The sequence below is a fragment of the Peribacillus sp. JNUCC 23 genome (genome assembly GCF_053653995.1).
The window spans coordinates 2856503-2878585 of sequence record NZ_CM132202.1; the positions used below are offsets into that span (position 1 = coordinate 2856503).

Annotated in this window: 21 protein-coding genes and 1 riboswitch; of the genes, 8 read left to right on the plus strand and 13 right to left on the minus strand. The window is 39.3% G+C overall.

Annotated features, from left to right (window positions below):
* Window positions 1-109: 109 nt before the first annotated feature.
* Entirely contained in the window at window positions 110-643 is a 534-nt protein-coding gene (locus tag JNUCC23_RS13850) for a MerR family transcriptional regulator (protein WP_062178355.1), read from the plus strand.
* 163 nt (window positions 644-806) lie between these two features.
* Here JNUCC23_RS13850 and JNUCC23_RS13855 read toward each other — a convergent pair whose 3' ends face one another.
* The 4 genes from JNUCC23_RS13855 to JNUCC23_RS13870 are packed head-to-tail and all read right to left on the minus strand — an operon-like array spanning window position 807 to window position 3959.
* Complete coding sequence (locus JNUCC23_RS13855; protein WP_403070379.1) at window positions 807-1811, minus strand: aliphatic sulfonate ABC transporter substrate-binding protein; 1005 nt, start codon at window positions 1809-1811, stop codon at window positions 807-809.
* Between the two features lie 24 nt (window positions 1812-1835).
* Window positions 1836-2549: an ATP-binding cassette domain-containing protein gene (locus JNUCC23_RS13860; protein ID WP_062178350.1), complete on the minus strand. Its 714-nt coding sequence runs from the start codon at window positions 2547-2549 to the stop codon at window positions 1836-1838.
* Entirely contained in the window at window positions 2524-3363 is an 840-nt protein-coding gene (locus JNUCC23_RS13865) for an ABC transporter permease subunit (RefSeq protein WP_454211959.1), read from the minus strand. Before JNUCC23_RS13865 ends, JNUCC23_RS13860 begins: the two co-directional genes overlap by 26 nt.
* 14 nt (window positions 3364-3377) lie before the next feature.
* The gene (locus tag JNUCC23_RS13870; RefSeq protein ID WP_454211961.1) at window positions 3378-3959 is read right to left on the minus strand and encodes a carboxymuconolactone decarboxylase family protein; all 582 of its coding nucleotides are present in this window, start codon (window positions 3957-3959) and stop codon (window positions 3378-3380) included.
* Between the two features lie 677 nt (window positions 3960-4636).
* Window positions 4637-4791, plus strand: a riboswitch (TPP riboswitch).
* A 149-nt stretch (window positions 4792-4940) separates the two neighbouring features.
* Between JNUCC23_RS13870 and tenA the strand changes: the two genes are divergently transcribed.
* From tenA to JNUCC23_RS13890, 4 genes are read left to right on the plus strand one after another with little or no spacing between them, the layout of a single operon-like run.
* On the plus strand, window positions 4941-5624 hold the full coding sequence (tenA, locus tag JNUCC23_RS13875) for a thiaminase II (RefSeq protein ID WP_454211963.1): 684 nt from the start codon (window positions 4941-4943) through the stop codon (window positions 5622-5624).
* A gap of 25 nt (window positions 5625-5649) precedes the next feature.
* Window positions 5650-6243: an ECF transporter S component gene (locus tag JNUCC23_RS13880; protein ID WP_157279409.1), complete on the plus strand. Its 594-nt coding sequence runs from the start codon at window positions 5650-5652 to the stop codon at window positions 6241-6243.
* 12 nt (window positions 6244-6255) lie between these two features.
* Window positions 6256-7716 (plus strand): ABC transporter ATP-binding protein, encoded by a 1461-nt coding sequence (locus tag JNUCC23_RS13885; protein WP_062178335.1) that lies wholly within the window; start codon window positions 6256-6258, stop codon window positions 7714-7716.
* Window positions 7717-7728: 12 nt separating this feature from the next.
* Entirely contained in the window at window positions 7729-8499 is a 771-nt protein-coding gene (locus tag JNUCC23_RS13890; RefSeq protein WP_454211965.1) for an energy-coupling factor transporter transmembrane component T family protein, read from the plus strand.
* 169 nt (window positions 8500-8668) lie between these two features.
* Here the strand turns inward: JNUCC23_RS13890 and JNUCC23_RS13895 are convergent, their stop codons facing one another.
* The 5 genes from JNUCC23_RS13895 to rnz all read right to left on the minus strand — a co-directional run bounded on the left by JNUCC23_RS13895 (window position 8669) and on the right by rnz (window position 13743).
* Window positions 8669-9463 (minus strand): ABC transporter ATP-binding protein, encoded by a 795-nt coding sequence (locus JNUCC23_RS13895; protein ID WP_403070361.1) that lies wholly within the window; start codon window positions 9461-9463, stop codon window positions 8669-8671.
* Window positions 9438-10463, minus strand: a complete 1026-nt coding sequence (locus tag JNUCC23_RS13900) for an ABC transporter permease (RefSeq protein WP_403070358.1) — start codon at window positions 10461-10463, stop codon at window positions 9438-9440. The genes JNUCC23_RS13895 and JNUCC23_RS13900 overlap by 26 nt, the downstream gene beginning before the upstream one ends.
* A gap of 46 nt (window positions 10464-10509) precedes the next feature.
* Window positions 10510-11520 (minus strand): ABC transporter substrate-binding protein, encoded by a 1011-nt coding sequence (locus tag JNUCC23_RS13905; RefSeq protein ID WP_454211968.1) that lies wholly within the window; start codon window positions 11518-11520, stop codon window positions 10510-10512.
* Between the two features lie 164 nt (window positions 11521-11684).
* On the minus strand, window positions 11685-12503 hold the full coding sequence (locus JNUCC23_RS13910) for a squalene/phytoene synthase family protein (protein ID WP_454211970.1): 819 nt from the start codon (window positions 12501-12503) through the stop codon (window positions 11685-11687).
* A gap of 286 nt (window positions 12504-12789) precedes the next feature.
* Window positions 12790-13743, minus strand: coding sequence for a ribonuclease Z (gene rnz, locus JNUCC23_RS13915; protein WP_062178316.1), 954 nt, complete (start codon window positions 13741-13743; stop codon window positions 12790-12792).
* A gap of 544 nt (window positions 13744-14287) precedes the next feature.
* Here rnz and zwf point away from each other — a divergent pair.
* The 3 genes from zwf (at window position 14288) to JNUCC23_RS13930 (ending at window position 17148) form a co-directional block, all read left to right on the plus strand.
* Complete coding sequence (zwf, locus tag JNUCC23_RS13920; RefSeq protein ID WP_454211972.1) at window positions 14288-15790, plus strand: glucose-6-phosphate dehydrogenase; 1503 nt, start codon at window positions 14288-14290, stop codon at window positions 15788-15790.
* Window positions 15791-16351: 561 nt separating this feature from the next.
* Window positions 16352-16783: an SRPBCC family protein gene (locus JNUCC23_RS13925; RefSeq protein ID WP_454211974.1), complete on the plus strand. Its 432-nt coding sequence runs from the start codon at window positions 16352-16354 to the stop codon at window positions 16781-16783.
* On the plus strand, window positions 16783-17148 hold the full coding sequence (locus JNUCC23_RS13930; RefSeq protein WP_403070342.1) for an ArsR/SmtB family transcription factor: 366 nt from the start codon (window positions 16783-16785) through the stop codon (window positions 17146-17148). Before JNUCC23_RS13925 ends, JNUCC23_RS13930 begins: the two co-directional genes overlap by 1 nt.
* Window positions 17149-17332: 184 nt before the next feature.
* On the opposite strand, the gene JNUCC23_RS13935 is transcribed toward JNUCC23_RS13930, so the two are convergent.
* The 4 genes from JNUCC23_RS13935 to mce all read right to left on the minus strand — a co-directional run bounded on the left by JNUCC23_RS13935 (window position 17333) and on the right by mce (window position 21991).
* Window positions 17333-18589, minus strand: a complete 1257-nt coding sequence (locus JNUCC23_RS13935) for a DNA polymerase IV (RefSeq protein ID WP_062178305.1) — start codon at window positions 18587-18589, stop codon at window positions 17333-17335.
* Window positions 18590-18708: 119 nt separating this feature from the next.
* On the minus strand, window positions 18709-19830 hold the full coding sequence (locus JNUCC23_RS13940) for a tripeptidase T (protein ID WP_403070338.1): 1122 nt from the start codon (window positions 19828-19830) through the stop codon (window positions 18709-18711).
* 197 nt (window positions 19831-20027) lie between these two features.
* Window positions 20028-21578: an acyl-CoA carboxylase subunit beta gene (locus JNUCC23_RS13945; RefSeq protein WP_454211976.1), complete on the minus strand. Its 1551-nt coding sequence runs from the start codon at window positions 21576-21578 to the stop codon at window positions 20028-20030.
* Window positions 21575-21991, minus strand: coding sequence for a methylmalonyl-CoA epimerase (gene mce / locus JNUCC23_RS13950; protein ID WP_062178296.1), 417 nt, complete (start codon window positions 21989-21991; stop codon window positions 21575-21577). Before mce ends, JNUCC23_RS13945 begins: the two co-directional genes overlap by 4 nt.
* Window positions 21992-22083: the final 92 nt, after the last annotated feature.

Genomic DNA, 22083 nt, shown 5'->3' on the forward strand with positions numbered 1-22083 from the left:
AAAATAAGGGGCAAATCCACTTTCTTTGCCGAATCTAAACTTGTTTTGTCAGAGGGAAAGGAAATCAAGGAAAGAGGAAGAATTGTATAGTCATTAGGAGGGATTTTTAATGAAAAATTCAGGGTCAGTAGCTAATGAATTAGGAATTTCTCAAAGTACGGTACAGCGTTGGGTCACAGCATGCAATATGGAGATTGAGCGTAATTCACATGGTCACTACTTATTTACGGACGAAAACATACAGCAATTGAAACAAATCCAGCAGCAATTAAACGCTGGATTTGTTCTCCAGCAAGTTGAACTGGGGGAGAAAAAGAGTAGAAAAGGAGCAGTCAAGCCAACTGTTCAATCTCCTGAAAATCAGATTGTCATAGAAAAACTTCTGACAACCGTTCAGGAGTTAGAAAGACGACTCGATGATAAAGCCGATAGCGTAGCATCTTACCAACTCCTTCAACATCGTAGAGAAATTGAGGATCTAAACAAACAGATTGAAAGCATGGCCAAACGGATTGAAGTGCTTGAGACTGGAAAAAACAATGAAAAAGGGATGTCTTTATCTAGTAATCCACTTGTCTTTGACGGAAAAAAAGCACCCAAAAAGCAAAAACGGCGGCATATTTTCCAACTTTTATTTGGCTAATCAAGCTCCGAGCAGAATCTCGTGCTCTCGAGACAAAGTCATAAAAACAAAAAATACAGTGCAATTCGTGAAATTGCACTGTTTATTTATGGATCGCATCATAGACCACGACTAAATTATTTTTAATCCACTACAAATGAGAAACTAGTAAATATGGTATTTTTTACTTTAGATTCGTTGGAAGCCAAGTGGGGTTGGGTTCTACTGCTTCTGAAATATCAACTTCATTCGGGAATAATCCGATAGAAAAGAACGAATTCGCCAAATCTTGCTGAACCTTCACCGCCTCATCATCCACTTGTAATACCCCAAAATCCCTTCTTTCGTTCGCAACAATTAAGGGCTCTACATCTAAATTTAGTTCTTTTGCCAAAATTTTAGCTACTTCTTCTTTATTTTCATTCGCCCATTGGTCCGAATTCTCAAGTTCTTCTAAAACGATTTTGACGACCTCTGGATTATTTTTCAATATTTCATTCGACCCGAAATAAAAAGTGCGATTTTCCGTCAACCCTTCACCGTTCACAATGGTCCTAGTTTCAAAGATATCTTCAACAATCGAAAGGTAAGGGTCCCATGTTCCCAGAACATCAATTTTATCTGAGCTGAATGCTGCTGAACCTTCAGATGCATCCGCATAGAAAACAACTTCCACGTCACTTTCTTTCATTCCTTCTTTTTCAAGGGCTTTTAATAATAAATAGTGCATGTTTCCACCCTTAGTAACTGCTACTTTCTTTCCTTTTAAGTCACTTACTGTTTCTATGCCGGAATCTGTTTTCGTTACTAATGCAACTCCCTTTGGGTAAGGGGTTTCTGATGCAGCGTATTCAATTGGCTTGCCTCCTGCTTGAGAGAAAACACTATTCGCGTCAGATGCATGACCAAAGTCTATATGCCCTGCATTTAAAGCCTCCAGTAAAGCTGTTCCTATAGCGAAAACTTTCCATTCAACCTTATAGCCTTCCTCTTTCAAGCGCTCGTCAAGGTTTCCTCTAGCCTTTAAAATATTTAGGGTATTTCCTTTTTGATAACCGATTGTTACGGTTTTATTTCCGTTTTCTTTTTCCAAATCTCCATTAGCCTTATCTGTATTGCTAGTTGAACTACAAGCAGCTAAAAACACGATACTTACTAGTGTTATAAGTGAATATATTACCTTTTTCAACTCTCAACGCCCCCGTATTTCCTTTTATTTGTGCATAATTTTTTCTAGAATCATATTTTCATATTCAGTAAACTTCATGTCCTTTTTCCTAGGTCTTGGTAAATCAATTTTCACATCAAGCGCGATTCCGCCATCCTCTATCAAGACAACCCTGTCTGCAAGAATGACAGCCTCACTTACATCATGAGTGACTAAGATTGAAGTGAAACGTTGATTCGTCCATAGTTTTTCAATTAATTCCTGCATCTCAATACGTGTTAATGCATCTAATGCTCCTAGTGGTTCATCAAATAAAATGAGTTCAGGATCGCCTGCTAACGCTCTTGCAAGTGATACCCGCTGCTTTTGTCCACCCGATAAAACAGCTGGCCAATCATTTCTTTTGTCAGATAACCCTACGTTATTCAACGCTTCCTCCGCTTTATCACGATTCGGAGTCCCCACCTTGACATTGGTTATCACATCTTTCCAAGGTAAAAGTCTCGCATCCTGAAACATCATTCTTGTTGTTTCCTGAACACCTTTTACGACCCTATCATTAAAAGTAATTTCTCCAGCAGTAATATTTTCAAGACCAGCTAACGTTCTAAGCAACGTACTTTTACCACAGCCACTTTTCCCAACAATCGCTACGAATTCACCTGATTTGACATGGAAGTCAATATTGTGCAGGACTTGTAAAGTTCCAAAACTCTTATCCAGTTGTTTGATGTTAATTTCTACTCCCGACACTTCTATGCTCTCCTTTAAGTTTCTGTTTTGATTGTTTCTTATTCTTAAAAAAATTGGGATGCCATTGCAACCATCGACGTTCCAGAAGCGTTGCCAGGAAATCAGATAATTTACCTAAAAGTGCATATAAAACGATACTTAAAATAACAATATCCATTTGAACAAATTCTCTGGCTGATGTAGCCATATAACCAATCCCCGAGTCTGAACCGATTGTCTCTGCAACAATTAAGGACATCCACATGATTCCCAGGGCGTATCTTACTCCCACTAAAATTGAAGGTAGTGCTCCCGGTAACATTATGTTTGTAAAAAGTTGGAATGGTTTCAATCGGTACACCTTTCCCATTTCGAGTAAGCCTTTATCTACATTTTTAATTCCGTGGAACGTATTTAGATAGATTGGAAAGGCAACACCAAGTGCAACCAAGAATATTTTTGCCTCCTCGCCAATCCCATACCAAATAATTACTAGTGGAATAAGTGCCAAATGAGGGATCGTGCGTATCATCTGAATGGACGTATCAAATAATTTTTCAAAGATAAAAAAGGTTCCATTGATTAATCCAAATACAAAACCAATAATGCCTCCGATCAAGAAGCCTAATAATGCTCGTCCTGTACTTACAAATATGTAATCAAATAACTCTCCAGATTCACCAAGCCGAATCGCCCCTTCCACTACACTCAAAGGGGTAGGTAAGAAATTTTGAGAAATGAACCCTACTTGCCCCAGCACTTGCCATATCCCAATAAAGATAACGGGGACTAACCATGGAAGAATGTGGTTAACGAATGTATTATTCGTTCCTTTCAACATATAAATGCCTCCAATCAATTTTCAAAGGCATTTATGATATCATCAATATGCCTGATGGTTGCTCCCGCTAGCAGAGCTGACGCAACCATACTGGTTTCTTTTATTTCATCTTTGGAAATTGAAAGATCTGGTACTAACTGTAAAAATGTTGATATCCATTCATTATTTTTTAAAGCATAACTAACAGCTAACCCTATCAAAACCTTTGTTTTCTGAGTCAAATAGAAGCCTTCTTCGCTAGTTGGGTAGATGAAGAACGAGCGAGCAGATAAAGGGAAATCTTCGAGATTCGAGACACGTAATGTTTCATCCTTCATTAGTGCGGGATTCGATTGAATCGAAGCAGAAAGTACCGCAGCTTCAATGAGCTCTTCTACCTTTGCACCAGCCTTCTTTGCTCGCTTTGTGTGAAAGTCAACACAGTAGCTACACTTTGTAACATGAGTAACCGCTACTGCTAAAATCTCTTTTGTTTTAGTATCAATGGCTCCTTCAGACCAAACTTCATCTGCAAAATTTCGATACTTTCTAAATGGCTGCGTAGCTTTCTTAAGAGCTTCTCCTAAATTTTTACTTACTTGCTGATACTCTGACATGATAGCCTCCCAAATTCCTAATTAAATATTTATTATTCTCATCACTTTACTTGGCTATGATAATAACTTTTCCGAGTTATCCAGGTATTTTACTTTTTTAATAATATATCAGTTATTTTTTGAATATTCAATACTTTTCTTGATTTCAGGCTTTCCTTAATAAGTAAGCGAATACTTGATCCTGTTGGTTAATTCAATTATTCATTAATTTTGTTCCTTAACAAAATGCTCAAAGTATGCAAAACAAACCTCATTTATTGGTATCGCAAACTGGATTAGAATACATGACCAAAAGGATCGCATAAGCCAAACAAGCTATATGGAGAGCTGTTATCTCTGGTCATAGAGGGGGTAGACTACTTACACTAAACATCAAAACCTATTGAAGAAATTTGTCTCATTTTTCATCATAAAAACTAGCCCCTCCCAAAATGGTTATCGTCCCCAGAATTATTCGAGGTTTCCATAGCGGCGATTTTCCCCAAATAAAAAAAGCCAAAAATGAATCAAATGTGAACTTTCAGTATGGATCGCCTACCCCCTCCATTCAGTCAAAGCTTATTTGCATATCAATCTGCAATGTTTGGGTAATCATCAAACATTCCTATTTTTCATAAAAGATTGACAATCAAAAATTTCATGGTACTATTTAGACAAATGACAATTAAATAAACAATTTTTACCACTAGGGGTGCCTCTTGAATGGGAAATGAAGCTTAAAAAGATATTGGAAGCTTCTTATGACTGAAAAGGCTGAGATTAAAGTGAGACTTTAAGACCCTTAGAACCTGATCTGGATTATACCAGCGTAGGGAAGTGGGGGCGTCTATACTGAGGACACCTATTTTGTAACCAATCAAAACCACTTTCTTATGCTAAAAAGGAAGTGGTTTTTTATTTTTTAAAAGAAGATACTGGGCAATTTCATATATCTATCTGTGTCTCACTTACTACTAATAGAAAAAATGGAGGGCAAATCACATGACATTTTCAAAGGAAATTCGTAAAGAAGTTGATCACATCTGGGAAGCAAGCTTTCACCACCCGTTTGTTACAGGTATTGGAGATGGGACACTCCCACTCGCCTGTTTTCGCTACTATGTGATGCAAGATGCTTATTATTTATCTCACTTTGCTAGAGTACAAGCTTTAGGGGCAGTAAAAGCAACAGATTTATACACAACGAGTCGACTTGCCAGCCATGCACAAGGAACGTATGAAGCTGAGCTATCGCTCCATGACAATTTCTCTAAACGATTAGGCATTACTGAAGAGGAAAAGAAGAATTTTAAACCTGCACCTACTGCTTATGCATATACGTCACATATGTATCGTGCTGCCTATTCAGGACATTTAGGTGACGTAATTGCGGCAATCCTGCCATGTTACTGGTTATATTATGAAATCGGTGAAAGACTAAAAGGTTGTACACCAGAAGAACCGATTTATCAAGAATGGATTGCTGCATATGGCGGCGATTGGTTCCGGACATTGGTAGACGAACAGATTAAGAGAATCGATGAGATTGCTAACAAAGTGACTGAGGAAGATAAACTACGAATGAAAGAGCATTTCATCCTTAGTAGTCAATATGAATACTCTTTTTGGGAAATGGCGTATCAGTTAGAAACGTGGCCGGTTCAAAAAGAAGTACTAGAAATATAATAATTAGCCAATTCTAAAAAAGGAGATTCATAACATGACAAAAGGATTAAAATTGACAGACATATTAGTGACGATTGTAATTGCCATTGCATTTGGCATTGTCTATATTCTTTGGGGTTCCGTATATTATGCTCTAAAACCAATCGGCTTACATGCCGACCAATTTATGTATGGCATGTGGTTTATTGCGGCTAATGTTGCCTTTTTTATCATCCGTAAACCAGGTGTTGCATTGCTTGCTGAAATTGCAGCGGCGTCCGGTGAATTTCTTTTAGGTTCCCCATGGGGGCTAACCGTGCTTCTGTATGGCGTTGTCCAAGGTTTGTTTGCAGAGCTTGTCTTTATGGCTTTCAAATATAAACGATTTCATATTTCCGTAGCGATATTGTCGGCTATCGCTGCATGCTTAGGATCGGTCCTAATGGATTTCGCCTATGGAGAAATCGGTGATCTTGCTGCTTGGAATTTAACATTATTTATGTTTGCTAGATTTCTCGGGTCTATTCTCTTTGCAGGTGTGTTTGCTTACTATTTAGTGAGAGTTTTAGAAGCGACAGGCGTAACAAATCTTGTGCGTCCAGCATCAAGTAAAGATTATGCTGAACTGGATCAAAAGTAAGGGTGGATAACTATGGAACGAATTGCACATGTTGAAAAGTTACGATTGAAATTCCCTGGAGATGCGTCCTTATTATTTAAGGACTTATCTTCTACCTTTTACAAAGGGGAAAAAGTTCTCCTTCTCGGGCCATCAGGTTGTGGAAAATCGACGCTTTTACAAGTTTTAAGCGGCTTAATTCCTCATTCGATTGACGTTCCCATGAAAGCTGAGGCACTTTTATGTCCCTCTTCATGGGGGTATGTTTTTCAAGATCCTGATAGTCAGTTTTGCATGCCTTTTGTTGATGAAGAAATTGCATTCGTTCTTGAAAATATGAACGTTCCAAAACAACAAATGATTGAGCGAATCCATCATCACTTACAGCAGGTCGGCTTATCTCTACCAGATATTCATACTAACATTCAAACACTATCTGGAGGTATGAAACAACGCTTAGCTATAGCATCGATCTTGGCCCTAAAACCAGACGTATTATTTTTAGATGAACCAACAGCGATGCTTGACCCTAAAGGAACGAAAGAGATTTGGAATGTATTAAAAGAAGTCGGCCAAGAAAAAACATTGATTATTGTAGAACATAAAATTGATCATGTCCTAGAATTCATTGAACGAATCATTCTTTTTAATGAAGAAGGACAGATTATAGCCGATGGACCAAAAGAAGAAATCTTATCAACGTATCAAAATGAAATGAGGGAACAAGGAATCTGGTTTCCAGGTATTTGGGAAGAGTATCTAGAAACTACCTCCCTCTTACGTTCGAGGACGCCCTTTGAAAAAAAGGAGAAAGTATTAGATGTGCAAAGCTTTAAAGGTTTTAGGCAAAAGGAAGAAAAAATCCGGGTAGATCATTTGCAAGCTTATTCAGGTGAATGGATTGTTATAAAAGGCGAAAATGGAGCCGGCAAGAGCACTCTTTTACATGCTTTCATGCAATTTATCAAAACAACAGGACATTGTGAATTAGTAGGAAGCCCGATAAAAAAAGGAAAAAAACATGCGGATCTCGTGACATTTGTGTTTCAAAATCCCGAATTTCAATTTGTCGCAAATTCAGTCTATGAAGATATCGCCTACTCATTAAAGATAGACAAAAAGGATACCCGAGAAATAGAAGGTAAAGTCGAAGAACTTCTAGAACGGTTCTGGCTAGTAGACCATCGTAATAAACACCCATATCAGTTATCGATGGGGCAAAAACGTCGTTTAAGTGTAGCTGCATCGATTGTAAAGGAACAAAAGCTAATTCTTTTAGACGAACCTACTTTTGGCCAAGATTCCAAAAACACCTTTGCATTATTGGAATGGATGGAAGAACTCAGACAAAAAGGTACGACGATTATCATGATTACCCATGATGAACAGATTACAAACAACTTTGCAACAAGAATTTGGACCATCGATGCTGGGAAAGTGATCAGCGATGAAATACAAAGTATGAATATGAAGACTGAATTAGTATCCGTGTAATGGAGGAACATCATGCAATTAGATTTTTCAAGTAAAGAAACATGGCTACATCGGATTAATCCTAGCCTTAAGTTATTCGTATTAATGATGTTGTGTATCGTTGTGTTATCAGTTCATGATTTACTATTTATGATGAACTTTACGGTTATCGTCTTGATTTTATTCTTGTGTTTTACAGGACAGCCGCTCAAACGAATTTTATTACTTTTCATTCCTTTTTTTGTTGTATTTTTATCGACTTCTTCTTCGATGATTTTATTTGGACAAGGAAACACCACTTGGTTTAAGTGGGGGCTTATTCATATTACCGAAGAAAGCTTTTTTAGAGGACTTCTTGTTGGTTTTCGTGCATTACTATTTGCAGTACTAGGACTAACCTTTGCCTTAACTACGAGACCCGTCTATCTGTTCTATTCTTTAATGCAACAAGTCAAACTCAACCCTAAATATGCTTATAGCTTTATGGCCGCCTTGAGATTAGTTCCGATCATGCTGGAAGAATTTCAAACGATCCAAAATGCTATGAGAGTGCGAGGAGTGGTCAGACAAACAGGGATACAATCCGTTTTTTTTAAAATGAAAGCTTATGCCATCCCGATGTTATCAGGGAGTATCCGACGTGCACACCGGATCGCTGTGGCCATGGAAGCAAAGCGTTTTTCCGATACGAAGAACCGAACGTATTATTACGAAATCGGTTTTTCTAAGTATGATCTTGTATTCATTTTATATTTTGTCATCTTACTTTTGGCAGGGTATTATGGAGCGGTTAAGGGGATTTGATGTTTTTGATATACCAACGATCTTTTTTAAAGGATGTTGAATGGTTGAACTTATAGATCGCATACATACATCGACTTAAGATATTCGACCCACATCTCCATAAAAAAAGCAGTGAGATTTCAAAAATATCTCACTGCTTCTATATTCATCATAATAACATTTTCCTTTTTTAAATCAATACCGCTCGATCATTCAGCATTTTTTCACCTTTGATTCGTTGGAATTCATGAAGAAGCTTCTCTACGGTTAACTTTTGCTTTTCTTCGCCTCTTGCTTCAAAGATAATTTGACCTTTATCCATCATAATTAAGGAAGTACCAAGATCAAGGGCTTGTTGCATATTATGCGTAACCATTAATGTCGTTAGATTGTTTTGACTAACAATCTCCTTTGTTAGGTTAGTAACAAGGTCGGCACGTGATGGATCGAGTGCTGCTGTATGTTCATCAAGAAGCAGTATTTTCGGATTCGTGAAGGTCGCCATCAATAGTGACAATGCCTGCCGTTCACCGCCTGAAAGCATACCTACTTTCGCATTCATCCGGTTTTCCAATCCGAGGTGTAGCGTCTCGAGCTTTTCTTTATAAAAGCTGCGACGACTTTTCGTGACGCCAAATCGCAAACCTCTTTTATTCGTTCTGCCATAAGCGATTGCCAAGTTTTCTTCAATCGTCATATGTGGCGCAGTTCCAGCCATCGGGTCTTGGAAAACACGACCAATCATTTTGCTTCGCACATACTCATCAACCGGCGAAACATCTTTACCATCTATGATCACTGAACCTGCATCAGGGATCAGCTTTCCGGAAATCATATTCATTAGTGTCGACTTACCGGCACCATTGCTACCAATGACGGTCACAAATTCACCTTTTGCAAGGGTAAGCTCGAGAGATTTTAGCGCTAGCTTTTCATCTGGAGTTCCTTGGTTAAACACTTTATATATCTGATTTAGCTGTAGCAACCTCTTTTGCCCCCTTCACCAATGTTTGCTGCAATTGCAGTTCTTTCAAGCGTTTCTTCTTCATGCTTTTTTCTTTCTGCTTATCCTTTAACTGCGGAATGATTAAGGCACCGATGACAATCGCTGCGGTGATTAATTTTACATCCCCTGTTTGTAAGAATTGAACTTGAAGCGCGAGTGCAACGACAAGTCGGTATACAATCGCACCGCCAATCACAGCAAGCGTAGCTCGTGCAATCGTTTTTGCTCCAAAGATCGCTTCACCGATAATAACAGAAGCAAGGCCAATGACAATCATGCCAATCCCCATGCCAATATCGCTAAAGCCATTGTATTGGGCGATGAGAGAACCAGAGAAAGCGACTAGTGCATTACTAATTGCAAGTCCAAGCACTTTCATGTTATCAGTATTGGTGGAAAAGCTTTTCACCATCGATTGGTTATCACCAGTAGCGCGGATAGCAAGCCCAATTTCTGTTTTTAAGAATAGCGATAAGACAAATTTTATGACTAGTGAAATGACGAGCATAATAAATATAATCGCCCATGTGCTCGGAACAGAATTTCCAAGTCCTAGCAGTTCCATTCCTTTATTGAAGAAGGCATCCAATCCTGTTTTTGCCCAAATTTCCTTAACACTCGTAATGATCGTTGATTCCGAAAATAACGGAATATTAGATTTGCCCATAATTCGTAAATTAATCGAGTATAAGGCAATCATCATCAAGATCCCAGAAAGTAGCGGATTGATTTTCCCCTTTGTATGCAAGAGACCTGTAATCGAACCAGCTGCAAAACCTGCTAGTATGGCTGCTACCGTTGAGATAATTGGCGAGTAGCCATTTACAAGCATAATTGCCGTGACAGCTGCTCCCGTTACAAAGCTACCATCCACTGTTAAATCTGGAAAATCAAGAATCCGAAATGTCAAATATACGCCGAGAGCCATGATTGCATAAATCAGTCCCGATTCAAATGAACTAAAGATTGCTGTAGGCATCCTTTCATCCCTTTCTTAGAAGCTTATACTTAGATGTTTTTAATTTTTATTTAATAAATTCAGCTTCTGATTTCCATTCTTCCTTCAATTCGACTCCCATTTCCTTCGCTGCCTTTTCATTTATGACAAGTTTAAGATTTTGCGGATATTGAACCGGAAGCTCGGAAGGTTTTTTTCCGTTTAATAGAATGTCTGCAGCCATTTCCCCTGCTTCATACCCGATATCGTGGTAACTGAAACCATATGCCGCAAATCCACCGCGTCCAACAGAATCCAATTCTCCAACAAACAGCGGAATATCTTTTTCATTAGCAACCATAATAACCGATTCAAGCGCTGCTACAACCGTGTTATCTGTTATGATAAAGAAGGCATCTGCTTTGCCAACGAGTGATTCAGTGGCTTGCTTCACATCAGCAGACGTCGCAGCTGGAGCTTCAACTACTTTAACTCCATGTTTGTCTGCTTCCGCCTTTAACATATTAATCTGAACGATTGAATTTTGTTCTCCGGAATTATAGACTGTTCCAATCGTTTTCGCACCAAGCTCTTCTGCCATAAACTTCACAGAATTAGCAATCGCATCAGGATGCGCATCTGTTGTTCCAGTAATGTTTCCTCCAGGTGCTTCAAGAGATTCAACTAGTTCAGCTGCTACTGGGTCAGTTACAGAAGTAAAGACAATTGGGATGTCCTTGTTACTGTCCTTTGTTGCAGTTAATGCTCCCATAGCACTTGGCGTAGAATTAGCAAATATCAAATCTACATTTTTGCCTACGAAATTTTGCGAAATCGTTAATGTGTTATTTTGATCTCCCTGCGCATTTTGTGGGTCATATTTTGCATTGATTCCTTTATCTTTCAATGCTTCCTGAAACCCTTTATAAGCTTCATCAAGTGAAGCATGCTGCACAAATTGAGACACACCAATTTGATAGGTTTTTTCTTTAGACGTTTCTCCAGAATCGCCAGAACTGCTAGTATCACTTCCACACCCTACTAACAATACACTTGCCGCTAAAGCGGTCGCTGCTGTTTTAAACCATGTGTTTCTCATAAATATATCCCCCTATTTCCTTTATTGCTTTTATGCTTTGTTGAAATAAATTATACCCAAATACCTAGACTAATTACAATACAATTCTAATTTTTCCGATAATATTTTAAAATAACAAATAAAAAAACCGTTCAAGATAGTGAACTTGAACGGTTCGATATTCATTAGCTACCAACAATTTTCGTTACAATGTCGGTAACAGTTTCGCGATTGATTTTTTCTTTGCCATCCTTTAACGCTGTGACAGTAGCGTGGGCAAATGCTAATGGGATTTCACAAAAATGGCGGATCGATGTTGTTTGAATATCTGCCAAATATAAATTAGCGCGCTTTAAATTCTGTTCAGTGAACTGAAGCATATCTTCGAACTCCCAACCATCTGGGAAAAAGTTCACGCCTCTTTCTGCGTCTTCAGCTTTATTTCTAAGAATATTCACGGTTTGAAGTCCACGCCCAAAGGCTATGGCAAGTTCTTTGTTTGTTTCTGTACCATCATGCCATTTCCAAAGATCCGATAACATCGTTCCAACAAGACCAGCCACATAATAGGTATATTCATTCAAATCCGCTTCATTTTGAATCTGCCAGTCCAACTCGACCCATTTAGCCATTCCTTCTGCCATTTCTGCCGTCGCATCAAGTACTTTGTCTACGATCGTTTCAGGACAAAGCGTAATCCAATCATTTAGAAATAACGTAACGTCCGGTAGGGAAGCTTCATAAGGAAGGAGAATTTTCAGCAGGTTCTCACGATTGTATCCATTTCTCAACAACTTGCTGATTTCTATTAATAATTTACTTTTTATCTCAGCTGGGAGCTGAGGGTGGTCCTCAATTTCATCGATTGCACGCATGCATAAATACGCTGCGCCCACCGTTTCCTGTAGTCCAGAAGGAAGCTGGCTAATTGGAATGACAAAGGTTCGGCTCGTTTGCACTAAAAAATCATGGGCCTTCTTTTGTAAATCTTTTTCTTCGCTCATATTAAAGCTCCTTTTTTATGTACAACTTTCGTTTTCTAAATCTTTTATCCCAGTTTACCAGGCTGTATTACTCTCTTTATATGGAATCAAGTGGGTGTTAAACAGCCTGTATATCCTCGATTGGTGAGATACAGTGAAACTTACCTAGAGTTGCTTAGTTGAACCAATCGGGTTCGTAGTGTCGCTTTATCGAAGATTTAGCAACACTAGAACGGGACTAACCATCGGTGGTGAAAAAAAGACCCTACTGATGGATGTTTCACTTTATCATACCACACAAAGAGGGCTATTCAAGAATAGACTCCCCTTGTTTTTCTACATACAAAGGTATCTTTATCTGGAGTAAATCTTCTGCAATTACCGTGTTTTGAAAAATTTCACACGCTTCGTTTTGCAGTACTGCGATGTCTTCCCCCATATACCTGGCACTAATATGTGTCAAAATTAAATGACGGGCACCCGCTAGTTTTGCTGTTTTTGCAGCTTGGGCAGTCGTGCTGTGAAAATAATCAAATGCCATCTCCCCTTCATCCGCCGAAAAAGTTGCTTCATGAACAAGATAGTCCGCATTTTCCGCAAGCTGTATAGACTGTTCACACGTCCTCGTATCGCCAAGTATCGTAAGGATTCTTCCTTTATTCGGTTCACTAAGATAATCAGTTCCATATAAAACGCGTCCATCTTCCAGTGTAACATTTTCCCCGTTTTTAATAGCTTTAAAAATGGGGCCAGGTGCTACACCTTCATCTCTCAGCTTATCGGCAAGCAAGGTCCCGGGTCTGTCCTTTTCTACAATCCGATACCCGTAAGAAAGAATTCCATGATCAAGCGCTAAGGCTGAAACCGTAAATTGATCATCCTCAAAGACGATGCCTTCTTCTATCTCTACAACGGAAAGAACATATTTAAGATGGGTGCCACTTATGGAAAGACTTGTTTGAATATAATCTGCAATCCCTTTCGGACCATATACAGTTAAGTCATCAGTCCCTCCTTGAAAAGAACGACTGCTAAGCAGTCCAGGCAAACCGAATATGTGGTCACCATGTAAATGCGTAATGAAAATTTTCTCAATTCGGCGTGGTTTAACAGATGTCTTTAATATTTGATGTTGAGTAGCTTCCCCACAATCGAACAACCAGACCACTCCTCGCTCTTCCAGCAATTCAAGCGCGATAGCCGACACATTTCTAGCTTTGGCAGGTACACCTGCACCTGTCCCTAAAAAAACAAAATCCAAAATATTACCTCCGATGCATCTTTTTCCTTCATATATTATAACATAAAGTGAAACTTCTATCAGTGAGGTTTTTCACTGATGGTTAGTCCCGTTCTAGTGTCGCTAAATCGCAAGCTATCGCTTCGATAAAGCGACACTACGAACTAAGATTCAATGAATCACAGACTAAGTACGCCGCGTCCTGCGGCAACATCTGTGTGACCCACTTCCTGTGGGCCTCAACTAAACCTTCGCTCACGCATCGGTAAGTTTCACTGTATCTCACCAATCGGGGTTTTACAGGCTGTTTAACATTCACTACTGGATTTCTTTCAATATAATAAATACCTACAGCCTGTTTAACCGGGATAAATACTACAGTTAAGTTATGGGTATCCTTTAGGAGAAAGAAGAAATTCAGTTGATGCAATTCTGAATCCCCTTATTAAAAATTGAATATTCGTGCAATTAAATTGCGTTCACTTACATGTATCTTTATAGTTGAATATATGAATTATCAAAACAACATTTTTACTGTTGTTACTAGAAAAGTGAGGTTATGCAAGTGATTCCAACTAATAAACCGACCGCATTAATTATCCTTTTTGGAGCCACCGGAGATTTGGCCAAACGAAAACTATTCCCATCTATTTATCGATTGTTTCAAAAAGAAAATATGGAGAAATTTGCTGTTGTTGGTGTAGCTAGAAGACCATTAACAAATGCTCAATTTCAAGAAAATGTTAAAGATTCTGTTATGACCTTTGCTGACAGCCATGAAAACGTCGATGAATTTGCCTCACATTTTTATTATCATTCCCATGATGTGAGTAGGTCAGAATCCTACATCGAATTAAAAGAAATTGCCGATAAGCTGGATGAACAATATGATTTGAAAGGAAATCGAATTTTCTATTTAGCAATGGCTCCAGAATTCTTTGGTACAATTGCTGAGCAAGTGAAAGGGCAGGGCTTGACAGATACGCCGGGCTACAAACGACTCGTGATTGAAAAACCATTCGGGACTAGCTTTGAATCAGCTCAAGCACTTAATGAACAAATTCGCACAGCCTTCTCTGAAGATGAGATATACCGAATTGATCATTATCTCGGAAAAGAAATGGTCCAAAATATTGAGGTAATTCGCTTTGCGAACGCAATGTTTGAACCGCTTTGGAACAATCGGTACATATCCAATATCCAAGTGACTTCTAGCGAGACGCTTGGGGTTGAGGAACGAGGTCGTTACTATGAAACCAGTGGAGCGCTTCGTGATATGGTCCAAAATCATCTTATGCAGATGGTTGCCCTACTTGCTATGGAACCGCCAATCAAATTGACGGACGAAGAAATTCGTAGCGAGAAAGCACGTGCATTGCGTTCACTACGTCCCATGAAGAAAGAAGAAGTTGAAACTTTCTTTGTCCGTGGTCAATATGGTGAGGGTGCTGTTTTAGATTCCTTACTTCCTGGCTACCGAAATGAGTCGTCGGTCGACTCTGAATCCAATACCGAAACATATGTGGCGGGTAAATTACTCATTGATAATTTCCGATGGGCAGGAGTACCATTCTATATTCGAACTGGAAAACGCATGGATGTGAAATCAACGAAAATTGTTGTCCAATTCAAAGATATTCCAATGAATTTATACTATAGCAAGGAACCAGAAGAAAATGTCCATCCTAACTTACTTGTCATCCATATCCAGCCAGAGGAAGGAATTACATTACTCTTAAACGCTAAGAAAAACGGTAACCAAATGAAAACGAAACCTGTAAGACTATCCTTCTCCAATACGAGCATTGACCGAATGAATACCCCTGAAGCCTATGAGAAGTTATTATTCGACAGTATGCGTGGTGATGCCACCAATTTCACCCACTGGGATGAAGTCGCTCTATCTTGGAAATTCGTTGACATCATTTCGGAAGTATGGGAAAACACGAAAGATGAAACCTTCCCGAATTATGTTGCTGGAAGCGTAGGACCCAAATGTGCCGATGAACTGCTGGAAAAAGACGGGCATTTCTGGTGGCCGGTTGAAAATCTAGAAATCGATAATTAAAATGAAGAAAAAACAAGAGCCTGTCCCATAACGAAAAGGTCAGACCCATAATCTTTGCACATGCAGGGTTAGACCTTTTGGGGACACCCTCTTGTTATTCATGTTGTTCCCCATCTACATACCTAGCCTTTTCTAAATTAATCCAATAAGATATTCCTGATTCCAAGGCAATAAAAAATAAAAACACCGCTCCAGTAATCCAGATAGCGTTCATCCTATTAGGCTCCCTCCTTGTTGTGTCTATATTGCACCTTCTGCTTCGCTACTAAATTCCCTATATTGATTACATTATCTGATATACACCAAAATTTTCAAATCCCAAAATCCCTATTTCACACTAGGTACTTAATCCTATTTCACCTGATTAGTGACTATCAAAAAGGTAACGCTATTGATGATAGAAGTAATATGAAATTTTTCTTGTGATCTATATAATTGTGAGGCCTGACCCTTTCGCTCTGGGTCAGCCTCTTTTACCCTTGACACGAAACCAATGGGTGTTATATAATTCAAAAAAACAAAACCATTTGGTTTCATATTGATACAAAAAGGAGAATTATATTGATAGAAAATAATCAGGTTACACTTCAAGATATTAAGCAAACAGTCGTTTTTGATGCGCCTATTCAAAAAGTATGGGATTCGATTTCAACTTCAGAAGGGATTGCCTCATGGTTCATGCCCAATGATTTTCAGCCGATCATCGGACATGAATTCCATTTACAATCGCCATTCGGCCCATCGCCCTGCAAAGTCATTGAATTAGATTCGCCAAATCGACTTTCTTTTACATGGGATGAAGATGGATGGGTCGTTTCATTTATTTTAAAAGAAGTCGAAGATAAGACAGAGTTTACACTTATTCACGGGGGATGGAAAAACCCTGATTATATCCTTCCGAAAGCGAATGCGAAAAGTTCCATTATTCGTGACACAATGGATCAAGGTTGGACAGGTATTCTTGATAAGTTAAGAAAGATTGTTCAAAACTAGTGTCTGCATCCGTACAAAAGCATGATGTATTTCAAGCGATTGCTGACCCTACACGGCGAGATATTCTTAGATTACTCGCAAAAAAAGAATTATCTATTTTAGAAATCACCGGGCATTTCCCTATGAGTCGGACAGCTATCGCTAAACATCTTCATATTCTTTCAGAAGCAGAACTAGTCAGTGGACGAAAAATAGGTAGAGAAAAACGTTTTCGCTTACAACCAGAATCATTGGATGAATTGAAACAATGGCTTTCATATTTCGAACAATTTTGGAATAATAAATTATCCATGCTTAAACATATTGTTGAAAATCAGAATGAGACGGATTTAAAAGTCATTAAAACAGATCCAGATAAACTGTAGGAAAAGCTAGTTAATATCTGTTTCACAATAGAGTTAACGGGGTGTCAAAAGCAAAGGTCAGACCCCGCAACAACTAAATACAGGATAAGATAAGTGTATGAAACACTACTTACTGATTTAGTGTGCGAGGTCTGACCCTTATGACTTCCTCGTAGTGATCGTTACGCATCCTTTATCCGTTCTTTTATTCCTTTAAGCGCAAGTTATCGAGAAAATCCTTACTAAAACTTGTCTCAGCTTGGCCTTTCTTTTCAGCTGCTTCGACCCCTTTTTTTATGATTTCCTTACCGTATTTACTTTTCAGCTTTTCGATAGCTTGGAAAAGTGGCTCTTCTTCTGCATCTTTTTCATAGGAAAATAAATCTAGTTGTTTATAGGCATCTTCTTTATCCATTACATCGAAAGCCGTCACCCCAAGCAGACGAACTTTCTCTCCATTCCAATGCTTTTTAAACAGCTCGACTGCAAGCCGATGGATATCAGCTTTCTCGAAAAAAGGGTTCTCGACAATCCTGCTTCTCGTTATCGTCCGGCGATCTTTATAGCGAATGGTCACGCCAATCTTTTGCCCAACTAATTTTTTATTTTTCAACCGAAGTGCTACCTTTGTTGAAAGTTGCTCTAATATATCGATTAATTCTTTCTGATTCGTTAGATCCTTTGGTAAAGTCATCGAGTTGCCAATGCTTTTATTGTCAAATATGGATTCAGGGTCAACTGCGCGCCCGTCTATTCCAGTAGCCCGTTCCTTTAATTTTAGTCCATTAATACCGAGAGCATGCCTGAGTGTTACATCATGCGCTTTAGCAAGATCACCGATTGTTTTGATCCCGACACCATTAAGCTTCTCTGCCGTTTTCTTGCCGATTCCGTGCATTTCACCAACATTGAGAGGCCAAAGTTTCAACGGAACATCTCGTTTTCTCAGAATTGTGATGCCCATCGGTTTCTTCATATCTGAAGCCGTTTTAGCTAGAAATTTATTCGGAGCGATACCGATACTACAAGGCAAATCCATCGTCTCAAAAATCCGTTTTTGAATACTTTCAGCGATTTCAACAGGCGAGCCAAGTTCCGAGCAACCTGTGATATCCAGATACCCTTCATCAATTGAAACCGGTTCTACCAGTTCTGTATATTGTCTCATCAGTTCAAAGATTGCGATGGAAGTTTTCCGATATCGATCAAAGTTTGGCTCCAATACAAGAAGCTCAGGGCACAGCTTTTTCCCTTGCCAAATCGGCATCGTCGTTTTCACACCAAATTTCCTTGCTTCATAGCTACACGTGATTATAATCCCACGTCGCTCCTCAACATTCCCAGCGATTGCAAGTGGCTTACCCTTAAGCCCTGCATCATACGCCATCTCTACTGATGCAAAAAAACTATTCATATCCACATGAAGGATTACTTTTCCCTTTTTCGGATACATCCCTTCCATTCAACTGTCACTTCCTTACAAACAACAGATATACTAGGGGTCAGACCCCATTTCCCAGATTATTTCCCATAAAAAACGGAATCCAAGATGCCTCAGATTCCAGTCATGTTTTCGTTCGATTATTTTCCTGCTACTTCTTCGATAATAGCTAGGACCATTTCCGTTAATTTTGTTAATTCTTCAACCGGAATTCTTTCATTGGTTGTATGGATATCTTCATAGCCGACAGCAAGGTTTACTGTTGGAATGCCGAAGCCAGCAATGACGTTTGCATCACTGCCACCACCGCTTTGAAGAAGCTTTGATGGGCGGTTGATTTTAGCTGCTGCTTTCTTGGCTACTTCAACAACATGATCGCCATCGCCATATTTAAAGCCAGGATACATAACCGTTACTTCAACTTCAGCTTTTCCACCCATTTCAGATGCAATAGATTCAAACGCTTGTTTCATTTTCTCAACCTGGGCTTCCATTTTTTCTGGGATTAAAGAGCGAGCCTCGGCCAAAATTTCCACAAAGTCACACACGATATTTGTTTGCTGTCCACCTCTGAAATAGCCGATATTCGCAGTTGTTTCTTCATCGATTCTTCCAAGCGGCATTTTCGCAATCGCTTTTGCTGCCATCGTAATAGCGGAAATTCCTTTTTCAGGGGCAACGCCAGCGTGAGCTGTTTTCCCGTACATTTTGGCAAAGATCTTTGCTTGAGTTGGAGCAGCTACAATAATATTCCCAACTTTTTCATCGCTATCTAGTGCATACCCGTATTTAGCTGTAACAAGTGAACGGTCTAAAGCTTTCGCACCGACTAGTCCAGATTCCTCGCCTACCGTGATGATAAATTCGATCGTACCATGCGGAATGTTTTCCTCTTTTAATACACGAAGAGTTTCAAGCATCGCCGCAAGACCTGCTTTATCATCTGCTCCAAGAATCGTTGTACCATCAGAGACGATATAGCCATCTTTAATGGACGGTTTAATTCCATTCCCAGGAACGACCGTATCCATATGTGAAGTGAAATAAATTGTATCCACTCCTTCTTTCGTTCCTTTCAACGTGCATATCAAGTTGCCAGCTCCATGACCGGTAACAGCGGTAGTATCATCCTCAAAAACATCCACACCTAGAGCCGTGAATTTTTCTTTTAAAACTTTGGCAATTTCCGTTTCAAACTTCGTTTCTGAATCGATTTGGACCAATTCAAGAAATTCCTTTACAATGCGTTCTTCATTCACCATTTCAACAAAACCTCCTATATGTATATACCTGATCAAATTCATTTCTCAATCGGAAAAATTCCAATGAGGGACCTTCACTTTATTACAGGTAACAGCAAAGTCCCCATTGATGAAGTATAACTACTTCAACATTCCTAGTATATCGCTAATGGTTCGGTACCCGCAAGATATCGTGTTTCATTTAGCGATATTCACCTTTATAAAGGGATATTCCCATGTTTTTTAAAGGGTCTAGATTCTTTTTTGTTACGCAGCATTTCTAGGGATTGAAGTAACTTAATCCGTGTTTCTCGCGGATCAATGACATCATCGACCATTCCTTGACTCGCTGCCACATATGGATTCGCGAATTTCTCGCGATATTCTGCAATTTTCTGTGCGCGTATCTGCTCTGGAGCATCACTGTTTTGAATTTCTTTTGCAAAAATAATATTCGCGGCTCCTTGAGGTCCCATGACAGCGATTTCAGCATTTGGCCAAGCAAATACAAGATCTGCACCAATTGATTTACTATTTAACGCTACATACGCCCCACCATATGCTTTACGAAGAATAACCGTCATCTTTGGAACAGTCGCTTCTGAATAGGCATAAAGGATTTTTGCACCATGGCGAATGATTCCTCCGTGTTCCTGCTTAACTCCTGGAAAAAATCCAGACACATCTTCAAAGGTAATCAGCGGAATATTGAACGAATCGCAAAAACGAATAAACCGGGCTGCTTTGTCTGAAGAATCTATATCAAGTCCGCCGGCCAAAACTTTAGGCTGATTGCAGACAAGTCCGACGACTTCGCCCTTCATTCTCGCTAATCCGATGACAATATTTTTCGCAAAATCTTTTTGAACTTCCATGAACGAATCTGTATCAACGATTTCTTCAATTACTTTACGGACATCATAGGGACGTAAACCATTAAATGGAATAATATCCGTAAGCTTTTCCCGGTAATCCTCTTTGTTGCAGACCTCCATGCTTGGTGGTTTTTCTTCATTATTTTGCGGCAAATACAACAGTAACTGACGCACCATTTCCAGTACTTCTTTTTCTGTTTTTCCTTGAAAATGGGCATTCCCGCTAATGCTGTTATGTACAGTTGCACCGCCAAGATCTTCAGAACTAATCTTTTCTCCAGTCACAGTTTCAATCACTTTCGGTCCGGTGATGAACATTTGGCTTGTTTCCTCTACCATAAAAACAAAATCGGTAATAGCTGGTGAATAAACCGCTCCCCCAGCACACGGTCCCATCACAACCGAGATTTGCGGGATAACCCCCGAATAAATCGCATTTCGGTAAAAGATCTGTCCGTAGCCATCTAGTGAGACAACTCCTTCTTGAATTCGAGCTCCACCAGAGTCATTCAGTCCGACAAACGGTGCGCCATTTTTCGCAGCTAGATCCATTACATTCGCTATTTTTTTTGCATGCATTTCACCGAGTGCACCGCCGAACACTGTGAAATCTTGAGAAAATAAATATATCGGACGTCCATTCACTCTCCCATAACCCGTTACAACGCCATCTCCAGGTCCTTTGATTTTATCTAGGCCAAAATCGACACTGCGGTGCTCGATAAATGGATTAAGTTCAACGAAACTCCCTTTGTCGACCAGAAGATGAATTCGTTCTCTTGCGGTTAACTTGCCTTTTTCATGCTGTTTGATAATGCGCTCATCTCCACCGCCAAGCTCTACTTCCCGCCGCCGGTCATACAATTCATTGATCTTTTCATAGATGTCTGTCATTTTTTCTCCCCCTCGTAATTCTCACACAACTCGTAAAGAACCCCGCCGCCTGATTTTGGGTGAAGGAAAGCAACCTGAGCATTATGAGCACCAATCCTTGCCGTTTCATCAATCATGCGCAAACCGCCATTTTTGATCTCCTCAATTCGTGTTGCAATATTTTCCACACCAAAAGCTATATGATGAATGCCTTCGCCTCGCTTTTCAATAAATCGGGCTATAGGACTATCTTTAGATAACGCTTCCAATAATTCCAACTTTGTATTGCCTGCGTTTACAAATGCTACTTTGACTCCTTGATTCTCTATGATTTCAATCCCTTCCAGCTTCAAGTTAAATACCTCTGTATAAAGCGGTAATGCCTCAGCTAATGATGTTACAGCTATACCTATATGGTCAATCTTATTGATCATAAGCAGCCCCCTGTTTACTATTATTGAATAATGATACTATTCAACAAATCCCTGCAAATCCCTGCTTATATTTGTTAAGTTGGTTACCAACC

Excerpts from the sequence above, each read along its gene's own strand:
- tenA (WP_454211963.1), top strand. The coding sequence starts at position 4,941 with ATGACATTTTCAAAGGAAATTCGTAAAGAAGTTGATCACATCTGGGAA.
- JNUCC23_RS13910 (WP_454211970.1), bottom strand. The coding sequence starts at position 12,503 with ATGAGCGAAGAAAAAGATTTACAAAAGAAGGCCCATGATTTTTTAGTG.
- mce (WP_062178296.1), bottom strand. The coding sequence starts at position 21,991 with ATGATCAATAAGATTGACCATATAGGTATAGCTGTAACATCATTAGCT.
- JNUCC23_RS13935 (WP_062178305.1), bottom strand. The coding sequence starts at position 18,589 with ATGGAAGGGATGTATCCGAAAAAGGGAAAAGTAATCCTTCATGTGGAT.
- JNUCC23_RS13940 (WP_403070338.1), bottom strand. The coding sequence starts at position 19,830 with ATGGTGAATGAAGAACGCATTGTAAAGGAATTTCTTGAATTGGTCCAA.
- JNUCC23_RS13870 (WP_454211961.1), bottom strand. The coding sequence starts at position 3,959 with ATGTCAGAGTATCAGCAAGTAAGTAAAAATTTAGGAGAAGCTCTTAAG.
- JNUCC23_RS13865 (WP_454211959.1), bottom strand. The coding sequence starts at position 3,363 with ATGTTGAAAGGAACGAATAATACATTCGTTAACCACATTCTTCCATGG.
- JNUCC23_RS13900 (WP_403070358.1), bottom strand. The coding sequence starts at position 10,463 with ATGCCTACAGCAATCTTTAGTTCATTTGAATCGGGACTGATTTATGCA.
- JNUCC23_RS13905 (WP_454211968.1), bottom strand. The coding sequence starts at position 11,520 with ATGAGAAACACATGGTTTAAAACAGCAGCGACCGCTTTAGCGGCAAGT.
- JNUCC23_RS13890 (WP_454211965.1), top strand. The coding sequence starts at position 7,729 with ATGCAATTAGATTTTTCAAGTAAAGAAACATGGCTACATCGGATTAAT.
- JNUCC23_RS13850 (WP_062178355.1), top strand. The coding sequence starts at position 110 with ATGAAAAATTCAGGGTCAGTAGCTAATGAATTAGGAATTTCTCAAAGT.
- JNUCC23_RS13885 (WP_062178335.1), top strand. The coding sequence starts at position 6,256 with ATGGAACGAATTGCACATGTTGAAAAGTTACGATTGAAATTCCCTGGA.
- JNUCC23_RS13945 (WP_454211976.1), bottom strand. The coding sequence starts at position 21,578 with ATGACAGACATCTATGAAAAGATCAATGAATTGTATGACCGGCGGCGG.